At 49.6% G+C, this 11,266-nt stretch carries 14 protein-coding genes and 1 tRNA gene; 9 read left to right on the top strand and 6 right to left on the bottom strand.

Annotation, left to right across the window (positions count from 1 at the left end):
• Positions 1-74: 74 nt before the first annotated feature.
• Positions 75-151: transfer RNA gene (locus AC1HCZ_RS05800), tRNA-Val, on the bottom strand.
• A 92-nt stretch (positions 152-243) separates the two neighbouring features.
• Between AC1HCZ_RS05800 and AC1HCZ_RS05795 the strand changes: the two genes are divergently transcribed.
• The 3 genes from AC1HCZ_RS05795 to AC1HCZ_RS05785 all read left to right on the top strand — a co-directional run bounded on the left by AC1HCZ_RS05795 (position 244) and on the right by AC1HCZ_RS05785 (position 4,201).
• The gene (locus AC1HCZ_RS05795; protein WP_479462601.1) at positions 244-1,365 is read left to right on the top strand and encodes a hypothetical protein; all 1,122 of its coding nucleotides are present in this window, start codon (positions 244-246) and stop codon (positions 1,363-1,365) included.
• A gap of 33 nt (positions 1,366-1,398) precedes the next feature.
• Entirely contained in the window at positions 1,399-2,670 is a 1,272-nt protein-coding gene (locus AC1HCZ_RS05790; protein WP_479462600.1) for a tRNA (N(6)-L-threonylcarbamoyladenosine(37)-C(2))-methylthiotransferase, read from the top strand.
• 496 nt (positions 2,671-3,166) lie between these two features.
• Complete coding sequence (locus AC1HCZ_RS05785; RefSeq protein WP_479462599.1) at positions 3,167-4,201, top strand: hypothetical protein; 1,035 nt, start codon at positions 3,167-3,169, stop codon at positions 4,199-4,201.
• A gap of 5 nt (positions 4,202-4,206) precedes the next feature.
• Here the strand turns inward: AC1HCZ_RS05785 and thyX are convergent, their stop codons facing one another.
• Entirely contained in the window at positions 4,207-5,007 is an 801-nt protein-coding gene (gene thyX / locus AC1HCZ_RS05780) for an FAD-dependent thymidylate synthase (RefSeq protein ID WP_479462598.1), read from the bottom strand.
• Between the two features lie 67 nt (positions 5,008-5,074).
• Here thyX and AC1HCZ_RS05775 point away from each other — a divergent pair, with 67 nt between their 5' ends.
• The 3 genes from AC1HCZ_RS05775 to AC1HCZ_RS05765 are packed head-to-tail and all read left to right on the top strand — an operon-like array spanning position 5,075 to position 6,065.
• A complete protein-coding gene (locus AC1HCZ_RS05775; RefSeq protein ID WP_479462597.1) occupies positions 5,075-5,308 on the top strand; it encodes a hypothetical protein in 234 nt (77 codons plus the stop codon).
• A gap of 5 nt (positions 5,309-5,313) precedes the next feature.
• Positions 5,314-5,613, top strand: coding sequence for a hypothetical protein (locus AC1HCZ_RS05770; RefSeq protein ID WP_479462596.1), 300 nt, complete (start codon positions 5,314-5,316; stop codon positions 5,611-5,613).
• Positions 5,610-6,065 carry an Rpp14/Pop5 family protein gene (locus AC1HCZ_RS05765; RefSeq protein WP_479462595.1) on the top strand — a complete coding sequence of 152 codons (456 nt, stop codon included), beginning with the start codon at positions 5,610-5,612 and terminating at the stop codon, positions 6,063-6,065. The genes AC1HCZ_RS05770 and AC1HCZ_RS05765 overlap by 4 nt, the downstream gene beginning before the upstream one ends.
• Here AC1HCZ_RS05765 and AC1HCZ_RS05760 read toward each other — a convergent pair.
• Both AC1HCZ_RS05760 and AC1HCZ_RS05755 read right to left on the bottom strand, forming a co-directional pair.
• Positions 5,988-6,341, bottom strand: a complete 354-nt coding sequence (locus AC1HCZ_RS05760) for a transcriptional regulator (RefSeq protein WP_479462594.1) — start codon at positions 6,339-6,341, stop codon at positions 5,988-5,990. The two genes, AC1HCZ_RS05765 and AC1HCZ_RS05760, sit on opposite strands and share 78 nt — an antisense overlap.
• Positions 6,310-6,714 (bottom strand): hypothetical protein, encoded by a 405-nt coding sequence (locus tag AC1HCZ_RS05755; RefSeq protein WP_479462593.1) that lies wholly within the window; start codon positions 6,712-6,714, stop codon positions 6,310-6,312. The genes AC1HCZ_RS05760 and AC1HCZ_RS05755 overlap by 32 nt, the downstream gene beginning before the upstream one ends.
• Here AC1HCZ_RS05755 and AC1HCZ_RS05750 point away from each other — a divergent pair.
• Positions 6,695-6,847, top strand: a complete 153-nt coding sequence (locus AC1HCZ_RS05750; protein ID WP_479462592.1) for a hypothetical protein — start codon at positions 6,695-6,697, stop codon at positions 6,845-6,847. The genes AC1HCZ_RS05755 and AC1HCZ_RS05750 overlap by 20 nt on opposite strands.
• 70 nt (positions 6,848-6,917) lie before the next feature.
• Here AC1HCZ_RS05750 and AC1HCZ_RS05745 read toward each other — a convergent pair whose 3' ends face one another.
• Positions 6,918-7,901, bottom strand: coding sequence for a hypothetical protein (locus tag AC1HCZ_RS05745; protein ID WP_479462591.1), 984 nt, complete (start codon positions 7,899-7,901; stop codon positions 6,918-6,920).
• Positions 7,902-7,962: 61 nt separating this feature from the next.
• Positions 7,963-8,223 (bottom strand): hypothetical protein, encoded by a 261-nt coding sequence (locus AC1HCZ_RS05740; protein WP_479462590.1) that lies wholly within the window; start codon positions 8,221-8,223, stop codon positions 7,963-7,965.
• 66 nt (positions 8,224-8,289) lie between these two features.
• Between AC1HCZ_RS05740 and argH the strand changes: the two genes are divergently transcribed.
• Positions 8,290-9,648: an argininosuccinate lyase gene (gene argH, locus AC1HCZ_RS05735; RefSeq protein ID WP_479462589.1), complete on the top strand. Its 1,359-nt coding sequence runs from the start codon at positions 8,290-8,292 to the stop codon at positions 9,646-9,648.
• A 33-nt stretch (positions 9,649-9,681) separates the two neighbouring features.
• Positions 9,682-11,266, top strand: a 1,585-nt coding sequence (locus tag AC1HCZ_RS05730; protein WP_479462588.1) for a CDC48 family AAA ATPase, incomplete at its 3' end; no start/stop codon positions are given.

The following is an 11,266-nucleotide window of genomic DNA, read 5'->3' as shown; positions in this document are numbered from 1 at the left end:
CGGAGCTCTCGGAGGCTCACACGTAAAGCCTTAGATAATGCTCAATGGAGGGTAAGGTGCACGAGGGGGACGCGTGGTGGGGCCGCGGGGATTTGAACCCCGGACTACCGCCGTGTGAGGGCGGCGTCCTTCCGGGCTAGACGACGGCCCCCCAAACAACCCCGAGGTCTCGGAGGGCTGATGCCTCTTTTAAAGTTTTGCGTTAATACTAATACACCATTTTTGTAACGAGGACTCCAGGAGATGGAGGGCTTGAGGTACATCTTAGTTTCACTCTTAACTCTCGTAACCGTACTAAACGCGGTCACGACTCTCCACGTTTACTGGACAGACAATGAGAACGACACAGTAACATTTGTAGATAACTCGAAAGGTTACTATCCGCTCAAGCTATGCTTGTCGAGCTCGAGCGACGTATTAGCCCACTTGACCTTAAGAGGCGACTCCTTTGGCACACCTAAATACTACGAAACTATTCTGAGGATTACTCACGGTCGCGTTTGTAAGGACGTACTAATCTACTTTGATAAGAAACATATCAATACCGAAAGGTCGTACGACATCATTATAAATGCCAAGAATACTAACGGAATATACGCAGACATAGAGGTAAACGGTGTAAAGCTGGAGAAACTAGGCTACTTGAGAGTGCTGGGTTCCAAAGGCTCTAATCTAGGCGGCTGCGTAAAAGTTACCTCCAACGTCACGCATCCGTTCATAGGAGAGCGCGTGAAGTTCTCGGCTTCCAACTCTTGCACTGCTCCTCTGATTATTGAAATTAAGGCAGATATCGAGAACTTTGCGGACTTCGAACTCGCGAAGTTGGTTCTAAGTCAAGGTGGAAGAAAAGAAATTGAAGTTGCCGTCCCCAAGTTGGTGGCCGTGAATCTATTGGGCCTCTTCGGCGGTCCGACCGTGGCGGTTCGCGGTCTCTACGTGTCTGCAAACGGGACTACGATATACTACATCCCAGTGTATGATTACTTTACTTATTATATAAAACCAAACGTCAAAGCATCGTGGTATTCTAACGGTAGGGCGGTCAAGGCGGTGGGTAAAGGCGAAACTGTCACCGGATGCGTTGTGTTGCCCGACATCGTGCCCAGGACGAAGGTTCCCCCGCTCGAAGCCTCGTTAAAAGTAGTAGAAGACTTGAGCTTTGCCCCCGACGAGGTTGTGGCGAAAAAGAACTTCGTGATAAATAGGTTACCATTCAAGGTGTGTGTAAGCTTTATTTCGGAGAAGCAGTGGAACACCAGAGGATATAAGCTCGTTCTAGAGGTCGTAGAGAACGTGAAGGTTTTGAAGGGAAAGATCCCGCTGACTATAGGCGTCGAGGCGAGACCGGAGCTCTCCGTACGCTAACTTTTAATTACAACCTTATTTTGTAGGCGTGCAATGAAAATATACTACGAAACCTACGGCTGTGCAGTAATGCTCGGCGAGGCTGAGAGAACAGTAGAAGAGCTCAAGAGCAAAGGACACGAGATTGTGAAGAGCACTGAGGACGCGGACGCCTCCATAATATTTACGTGTACCGTGAGGTCCGAAACAGAACAAAGAATGACGTGGCGCATAAAGGAGCTTTGTAAGACTAGCAAGAGGCTCGTCGTGGCGGGCTGTCTCGCCAGCGCTCAGCCGGGATTAGTGAAGATGGTTTGTCCCAGGGCAGCGGTGGTCTCCAACTCGTCCCTACATGAGATAGAATCGGCTCTGAAAGGAGAGAAGAAATACTTGCTTAAAGGACGCAGGCCAAGGGATTGGCTGAACGCCGCCCCTCCCAAGGGGTTTAAGGTTATAATACCTATAGCTGACGGATGCCTAGGTAATTGTACATTCTGTATAACCAAGGTGGCCAGACCACGGCTGGTGAGTCAGTACCCAGAGTCGATAGTAGAATACGCTCTCAAAGGCGTTAAGAGGGGCGCCAGAGAGATCTGGTTGACCGCACCCGACGCAGCGGCTTACGGTAAGGACATAGGCTTAGAATTGCCCGATTTGCTAGAAAGGTTGTTGAACGTCTTGCCAGAAGATGTACGCGTCAGGATAGGCATGATGAGTCCCGACACGTTCAACGAAATAATAGATAGAATGTTAGACATTATGAGAGATCCGAGAATCTTTAAGTTCTTCCACCTACCGCTTCAGAGTGCAAGCGACAAGGTGTTAAAAATGATGGGAAGGAGGTACACCTATTCCGAGTACGTGGAAATAGTCCATAAGGTGCGAAAGGTATTCAATGACCCTACGATAGCTACAGACATAATGATTGGTTTTCCTGGCGAAGAAAATGAAGACTTCAAGAAGACTATAGAGTCATTGAAAGAGTTGGCATTCGAGAGGGTACACTTAGCTGCCTATACCCCGAGGCCTTTGACATTGGGGGCTCGGATGTCCCAAGTTAGAGAGGACGTGAAGTCGAGGCGCGTTAAGGAAGCAATGAGGGTGATAGAGGCCATAGGTGTCGAAGTCCATAAGAGGTACGTGGGTGGAAAGTTCAAAGCATTTGTAGACGAATACGACCCCAAACATAAAACTTTCATTGCGAGGCTATGGAACTACATGCCAGTGGTTCTGAAGGAGGAAAGTTCTCTAGGGGAGGAAATAACAGTTAAAGTAGAAAGTGCGACGTACTACGACCTAAGGGGTACTGTTTGGTCAGTAAGTTAGCTGCATGGGCCGTGACACACATCATCATGGTTTCGTTCATAATATTCCACGTTATCCACAAGACGAACCCGTACGTCTTAGGCTCGCACTTGCTAGAGTTACTAGCGTTTGCAGCGCTCTCGAGCTTGATCCCCAAGCGATATGAGAACTATTACTTTGCGTTCCTCCTCTATTACTTCACAACTACATCACTGACATTTAACAATTGGATCCTTGCGTTGCCAAACTACCTAGCTAAGGAAGACATCGTATGGGGAACGTTTGCGTTAGTCGCAGCCCTTATTTCCATCATTTTTGGCTTCGGCTTAAGGAAATTTTTGATGTTGTGTTCATTTATATCTGGTATAGTTTACCACTATGTCAAGGATGGTTTAATATTGGCGATGCATTTATCCTTTGCTCTCACGTTCATCCTATCACTCTTCGTAGACTTACACTTTATTGTCTGGTTGGTTAATTATATCACCTACGCGTTAAGGCGCCTCCGGGGGACGGTATGATAGAGTTGTTCCTGGCTCTGACGTGCAGCAACATAACTGTACCGTCGGGCCTCCCTTCGCCGTTCGTACAAACCCTGCTGAAGGATTACTCTAATTACACTCTAATTATATATGGCATCAACGAGGGGATTCCTTGTGCTAAGCTAAGGTCGTTCCTCGAGTACCTTTCAAGCTTGTACGGTTTCAAGGTGGTCTGGGTTCCCTTGCGCGGGGGGACGCCGCGGAACGCTACTGCAGTAAGGGTAGCCGAGGCCTTCGGCTTGTCATACGTGCCGATAACTGGCGTCTACTGTAGGAACAGACTGGTCGCCGTGGTGGTGGGTGACGTCGAGAACGAGACCTTTTGGTTAGACGAAGTTATGAGATGTACTAATGAGACCCAAGTCTTCAAAGGTCAAAAATTCTTGGGGGCGTGGAGGTCCTCGCCCGGTCCACTTGAATACCACATATTCGTCTTGGCCTTAATCGATTCTCTAAACCCAATAGGATTGACCGTCTTCACGTTCTATATATTGAGCTGCAAAAATATTAAGAAGAACTGCGTCCGCAACGCGGCCTCGTTCATAGTTGCCTATACCTTTGCACACGTGGCACTAGGCATGTCGCTCTCATTACTGCCTGCCTCACCTTACTACCCGGTTGTTGGAATTTTCGTGAGCTCGATGGTTATTATATCCCTTGTAAGGCCAAGTAGAAAACTCAAATTATTAACTAGTTGGGCATCTACTGTGATCAGCTCCCTTGTCGTCAAGAGGACATCGCCCATCATTCTAGGCCTCTTGGCGGGGAGCGTGGGAACGTCGCCGTGCGTGTTGGGAGCGTTCTTGAGCGCCGCTTCGCTGGCGGGCAGCAACCTAAGCGTGTGGGCTGCGTACGCGGCAATATACGCTACCGTGCCGAGCGCGGTGTTCGTCATGCTCGACCGCGGAGTCGTAGTAGATCCTAAGAGGGTGGTGCTTCCTCTGGCCACAGTGTCTCTGCTGACGTCGATCTACTTAACTGCAGTAAACTTCGGCTTCCTGCATCCCTAAAACGCTCAGAACACCTCTGGAACCTCTCCTCTCAAGAGCTCTCTTATCGCCCTAGCGACCCCCCTTATTTCCCACTGAGCCTTTGGATTATCCCTCAACTCTATTATGTGAAGCCACTCTCTCAAGTTCGCCGTTACCAACATCGACGTCCTTATGGCTTGTGGAAGCAAGAAGCGACAGTCTTCCATGGGCGCCGAGGAGCGGCACAGCGCGTATGAGTAGAGGGAATGCATCATTGAAAGTGCAGCAGTCGTCTTATTCACGCTTTTAGGCACAACGAAGAGCTCGCTTACGACTTCCTCGAGTTTTTTAGATAGCTCCCTGCAACCTATGCCCCTTTCCTCTAAGTCTTTTATAATTAACCTCTCTTCAAATTCGTTTAAGTCTTGTGACCCTACGTTTAACAACTTAATTATTTCATCCCAGCCGAGCACCTTTCCGAAAGCTCTTTCGAACGCCTTGAGTATCCTCGTCTCTGAGTAGCGTTGACTCTCTTGAGTCACGCTCAGCAAGCGGTGCCTTACCAACTGATGGGAACAGACTCTGGAGCACCCTTCAATGAAAAAAGTGAAGACTGCGTGTTCCAGCACGCTCGGGAAACTTTTCTTAGCCTCTTTGAGCCAGTCGCTCCAGCCCTCTTTCCACTCGCCCGTGAGGTAATGCTCTATTCCCTTCTCTTGAGCCTTTCCCGTAGAGACCTTCACCGCTAACAAAGGCAGAATTCTCGGATTATCAGAATTCTTAGCTATCAGACATACGGTCGTCCTCTCGTCAGAAGTAGAGACACTACATCTAGCGTTCTTCATTGCAGTTCCAGGCCCACCTCCTAATTGTTATAAAGTCTTTTGAGGCTCGCGGCAGTCGGGGAGCACATTGTCGTACGGCGGAATGCACGGAGTTAATGCCCAAGGCCACAAGGGCTGGATAACGGTTAGGTGCGCAATCCACGCCCGCTACGCGGACGTAAGCAAAGAACCGGTGTACAAGTGTCCCAAGTGTACCCCCAAGTACAACGTCTACTTCTGCGCCGAGGAGTACAGAGAGCTGGGCGGACGATGCCCCTACTGTAGGAGCAAGCTAGTCCCAGTGATATCCCTCAACGAGTGATAGCTTTGAAGAAGTTTTTATGCAACGGCCATTGGAGAGTCCTCATTTTAGAGGGCGAGGAGTGTGACCTAGTAGTGGTCGACGTTTATAAAAGGGATAGCGATGGCGAACTTGTTCTCCGAGGACCCCCAAACCTTTTGTTAGAGCGGCTGGAGGGCGCTGAAGTTCAATCGATTATGGGGGAGGCCATTTTTGTAAAGTTCTGTACAGAAAGGGCAAGTAGACCCGAAGAATACTTCGTAAAGGCGCGTGAGCTCCTAGGTCTTGAAGCCCCTCCGCCCGTGTGTGTCGAGGAAGAGCCTTGATCTGCGAGGTCCTAGCAGCCGCAGCGCTGGTCGTATCTCTCGTGGCCCTTTACAAGACGAATAGCTTAGAAATAGAAGTAATAGATATGAAGCTCGCCAAAAAAATTAGAAAGAAAATGAGGAGATATGTCGTCGTTTTGGTCTTGTCTGAAGACCCCGATAAGGTCGGAGAAAAGTGTATAGAAGACGCCGCCTTGGAATCCGTGAAGAGAGCTTACGGGGTCGTTGGGTTAGCCGTTGCTGACCCCAAGCTAGTCTACTTCGATCCAGACCTTAAGGTAGCTATATTTAGGACGAGCTTGGAAGGGGTCAAGATACTTTCGTCCTCACTACTCTACGTTGAAGAAGCATGCAAAACCAAGGTTAACCTCATCTCACTCAGAGCTTTCGGAACCCTCGCGAGCGCTCGGGAGAAGCTTCCTAAGCCCGGAAAGTACGTCAAAAACCTCTAAGAGAGACTCTATCTCCTTGAGGCCCTTCGGTGTGAGCTCCACTACTACTCTTGGCCTTTTCTCCCCTAACTCCTTCTTTATACTTACCAACCCGTCCTTCCTTAACTTTTCCAAATGCGACCACGCGTTGCCCGCAGTTAGTCCCAAGTCTTCGTACAACTCCTTGAAAGTCACTGATCCTCTACTAAGTAAATATGCCATTATAGCTATCTTGGTCAAATTCAACTTCTTGTTAACTAATTCCTTAATTATGTCTATGTCCTTTACTTTCGACACATTTTTCAGCCTCCTCTAGGTTTATCAACACTTCGATGAGTGTACTTATACTATATGAAACAGAAAGTACAAACGGTACAACGATGGGGTGAGTCGCCGCACTTAACATGCTCAAGCTCGCCAACACAACCCCGCTCACGAGTTTTTCGCGCCTAAACATGAATATCTTAATTAAAGAAAGTATAAGAAACGGAAAGGCCATAGCCACGTTGACAGGGACTGGCCATTTGGGCATTGCTAGCGTAATCACTACCAACACGGGAAACAACAAGAAGTCCGGAGCTCGAGAGTTCTCCTCTCTAAGTGTAACTATCTTAAAAGTGTACTTGAACGTCTTCTTAAATGTGTAGAACATGATTATACTGTACGTCAAGATAAACAACATCGTAAAAACAGAGCCGAGTTTGAAATCAGTAATTAAAATTTTAGAAAAAAACGCAGTAGTAAAAGCCGTCAGCGTTCCTCCCAAAGAGAGCGTTAAGGCAGTTAGGGCCTTGGCCAAGTAAGAGTTGCGACACGAGCTGATCTCCCTGAGTATTTCGGCAACCCTCTCTAACGCCCTTAGTTCCTCTTCGTTCAAGCCAACAGCCTCCGCAGAGGCCCTAACGGCACCGAATAATCAAGGATGGCCCTCCCAAGTTTGGCGAAGACCAGTAGGACCTTGTCAATCACCTTTACTGGGATATCTATATCTCTAGATTTCATAAAATGTGCCAAAGTAACGCCCATTGCGTAGGCAACGGAGGTCAGGGGTTCCCCCAGCTTGTTCATTGATACTGCGTAGGCTACGAAAGGGGACGCGGCCGCCATTACTTCCCTCCTAAGCCTGGGGTCTAAGACACTGTGTACTCTTAACGCCGTATAGGCAGCTAGGGCTACCAACATCGCTATGTAGACGTATGCAGCCTCCTTTCCTAAGACCTTAGCTAATAAGCGAGCGGTGAGAGGTAACTTTGACGTCTCTCCGGTCACGGCGTATTCTTGAATCAACAACCAGTGGGGCAAGATCATGTTCTTGATTATATTTATGAGCGCATATATCCAAGCTATTATAACCATAACTATTGATATGAATTTGTTAAGTACAGCTAACTTCCCTTTCAGAGACGGGGGCTTAGTCATTAATCCTATAACGAACATTGTAATAGGACCCATCACGGCCTCAGCAGTCGCAGCCAAGGCAGCTAAAGCCGGCCACGCGAACAAGTACCTAGCAAAACACCCTCGTTCGCTCTCGCAGCCCTCAGTAAGAATAGTACGCAAGCTCGTAAGCGAGATCATAGCTAGTAGGGTCTTTATTCCGTCCTTTACGTTCCGGAAGAAGGCTAAAATGCCCAATACTAGTGATACGACGAACGCCCCGACGAAGGTTAGGGGACCGGGGACGAAGGCTATCCAGAACAACGCAACCCCGCTCAACACCGCCAGTCGTGCTCCCTTGCCGAGCCCCTCCAACCACGCCCTGAGCCCGACGAGGTACAAATAATCGAAGAAGATTACCAAGGGTATGAATATAACGAACGAGGCCTCTATGATTATCCCCGATACCAAAGCTTCCACGCTCAGATGCGAGCACAAATCTTCACTGCGGCCTTTGGCCGCTCGGCTCCCGGATTCCTCTTCATAGACCTAGACACCTTTTTACTTCGTTTATTATCTTCTCGACGAGTTCTTGCGTCACTAAGTCTTCCGGCGTGCTGTCGTCTTGCGGGAATATCAGTTCGACACACTCTTTGGGGGTCTTTTCAAAGGGAGTCTTTCCCTTCTTACACAAGTTTAAGGCGTGACACGCTAACACGAGTGCTTGTGCATAACGTCCCATTGTCATTAGTATTTCTGCAGTCCACAAGAAGTCTTCAGCCGACTTGATCCAAGGGTTCACTTGATCTACACACCCCTTTAGTTGCCGACATTAGGTACCCAAAAACTCTGCCCGAGGAGTGAAGGCTTGGGGTATCGAGGCTACGCCTTGGGTTCGCAGCCCCAGTGGCTCAACGACTTTATCAGCTCTCTTAAGTTTGATAAGGAGATTTGTCCTTACGTCGTAGACGTGTTGGTGGTTCACATTAATGAATTGGAAAAGAAGGGTTACGTCTCTCATAAGGATGCCGAAGCGTTGAAGGAAATGCTGCACAGCTTCGACTGCTCAGCTACTTACAGCGGTTACGAAGACGTTCACGAGGTCATCGAATATTACCTAATCGGAAAGATTGATGCTGCAAAACAGATAAACCTCGGTAAGAGCAGGAATGACCAAGTTGCGACCGCCATAAGGCTGAGGGTCAGAGAGGAGCTACTTGAGACTGCTGCAGCCGTGTACCACCTCTTAAAGGCTCTGTACGTGAAGGCCAGACTTCACAAAGATGTCTTCTTCCCTACCTTCACCCACCTACAGCCAGCACAACCCGCCAACTTCGGACTGTTCTTGACTAGTTTCGCCGAAGAGTTTGTAGACGGTCTAGAGCTATTGGAATCTGCATTAGAGATCGCCGACAAGTGTCCCCTAGGGGCTGCGGCTGCTGCCGGAAGTACGGTGGATCTAGGCCGTTATGAGAGGTGTAAGGAACTCTGTTTTAAAGACTTGGCGTTCAACACGCTTTACGCAACGACCACGAGGAACTTCGCGTTAGCCTCGCTGGGCGCGTTGGTAAGTCTTTCCACGCCTTTGCTACGCTTCGTAGAAGACATGTTCGTCTATACAACCCCTCCCTTCAGCTTAATAATGGTTCCATTGGAACACGCCGGAACTTCATCGATCATGCCTCATAAGAAGAACCCAGCGACGCTCGAAGTAGCTAGAGCCGAGCTGTCGAAGCTCATAGGGTATTACGTTTCCACCTTTAGTGTATTGAAAGGACTGACTTCTGGTTATAACCTCGACTTGCAGCAACTCACGCCGCTGCTATGGCCAGCCTTCAAGACTTTTAGAAAATCAATAATGGTGATAGCAGACTTCGTGTGGAAAATGGAAGTGAACGAAACGCGCGCGAGGGAATTCTTAAAGTATCCGTTACTCGCGGCAGACCTCGCTGAATACTTAGCTAAGAACAAAGGGTTTACCTTTAGAGATGCCTACGCTGCTGTGGCAAAGACTCTAAAGAAGCATGGAGACGACTTGACGGCCACAGCAGAGGAGTTGGTTGGGGACGAGTGGAAGTCCGTTGAGAGGGAGGCAGTGGCCGCCAGGAGAGCTCCAGGGGCTCCTGGTAACTTAGACCCCGTTTTCACCAAAATTGAACGGGCGCTGTCGAGAGTAGGTCGCCTCCTCATAGCTAGAGAGGAGCTAAGACAGTGTCCTAACTCTTAACTTCACCTTTTGGCCCCACTCTCGGTAAGAGTCTTGGCGAAAGAACTCCGGCTGAGAGTCGCTGAGGCGAAACAAAGGGATGTGGGGAGGAAGATAGCTAGGATCAGTAGGAAGAACATGAAGGAACTGGATGTAGTCACTGGCGATTTCGTCGAGGTAGAGGGCCCTAAGGGAAGCGTAGTACTCCAAGTTTGGCCAGCCTACCCCCAAGACGAGGGTAAGGACATAATCAGGATGGACGGTTACGCCAGAAACCAGATAGGCGTCAGCGTGGGAGATTACGTAACTGTAAGGAAGACTAAAGTAGAAGAGGCCGCCAGAGTGGTCCTGGCTCCGACGGAGCCCTTAGAGTTCGGCCCCGATTTCGTCGACTATGTGAAGAGGATACTGATGGGTAAGCCCCTGATGAGGGGAGAGAAGGTACAGATCCCGTTCTTCGGGAGCACCATAGAACTAATAGTTACTGCCACCCAGCCCGGCGCGAAAGTATACGTGACCGATAAGACGGAAATTGAAATAAGCAAGAAACCAGTCAAGGAAGAGGCCGTTCGGGGCGTGCCCAAAGTAACGTGGGAGGACATAGGCGACCTCGAGGAGGCAAAAGAAAGGTTGAGAGAAATAGTAGAACTACCCATGAAACACCCAGAGATATTCAGGCACTTGGGCATAGAGCCCCCCAAGGGGGTGCTCCTCTACGGCCCCCCTGGCACGGGCAAAACTATGTTAGCTAAGGCGCTGGCCAACGAAATAGGTGCTTACTTCATTGCCATAAATGGACCAGAGATAATGAGCAAGTATTACGGAGAGAGCGAGCAGAGGCTCAGGGAGATATTCGAGGAGGCTCGCAAAAACGCCCCAAGCATAATATTCATAGACGAGATAGACGCGATAGCCCCCAAGAGGGATGAGGTCACCGGAGAGGTCGAAAAGAGGGTAGTCGCCCAGTTGTTGACCTTGATGGACGGCCTCCAAGAGAGGGGGAGGGTGGTCGTAATAGGCGCGACCAACCGGCCGGACGCCATAGACCCCGCCTTGAGGAGGCCCGGAAGGTTCGACAGGGAGATAGAGATACCGCCGCCGGACAAGAGAGCCAGAAAGGCCATCTTAGAAGTTCACACGAGGAACGTCCCCTTGGCGGAAGACGTAGACTTGGAGAAGCTCGCCGAAATGACTCACGGCTACACCGGGGCTGACTTAGCGGCGCTTGTAAAGGAAGCCGCTATGAATGCACTAAGGAGATTCTTCAAGGAGAAGGGAATAGACCTAACTAAGGTAGAGAAGGTGCCGGCCAGCGAGCTGGAGAAGTTGAAGGTCACGTTCCGCGACTTCCTAGCTGCCATGAAAGTGGTCCAACCAACACTAATGAGGGAGGTCTACATAGAGGTACCAGAAGTACACTGGGAAGATATAGGTGGCTTAGAGGAAGTCAAACAACAACTGAAAGAGGCGGTCGTCTGGCCGTTAAAACACCCAGAGTTCTTCACAGAGATGGGCATAGAGCCCCCCAAGGGGATACTCCTCTTCGGGCCGCCCGGGACCGGCAAGACCTTGCTAGCCAAGGCAGCGGCCACCGAAAGCCAAGCGAACTTCATAGCGGTCAGAGGGCCGGAGGTGTTGA

The sequence above is a fragment of the Ignicoccus sp. genome (assembly GCF_056435145.1).
Note: the sequence above shows the minus strand (reverse complement) of the source record. Positions and strands in the feature narration are given on the sequence as shown.

Excerpts from the sequence above, each read along its gene's own strand:
- AC1HCZ_RS05795 (WP_479462601.1), top strand. The coding sequence starts at position 244 with ATGGAGGGCTTGAGGTACATCTTAGTTTCACTCTTAACTCTCGTAACC.
- AC1HCZ_RS05790 (WP_479462600.1), top strand. The coding sequence starts at position 1,399 with ATGAAAATATACTACGAAACCTACGGCTGTGCAGTAATGCTCGGCGAG.
- AC1HCZ_RS05785 (WP_479462599.1), top strand. The coding sequence starts at position 3,167 with ATGATAGAGTTGTTCCTGGCTCTGACGTGCAGCAACATAACTGTACCG.
- thyX (WP_479462598.1), bottom strand. The coding sequence starts at position 5,007 with ATGAAGAACGCTAGATGTAGTGTCTCTACTTCTGACGAGAGGACGACC.
- AC1HCZ_RS05750 (WP_479462592.1), top strand. The coding sequence starts at position 6,695 with ATGATTATACTGTACGTCAAGATAAACAACATCGTAAAAACAGAGCCG.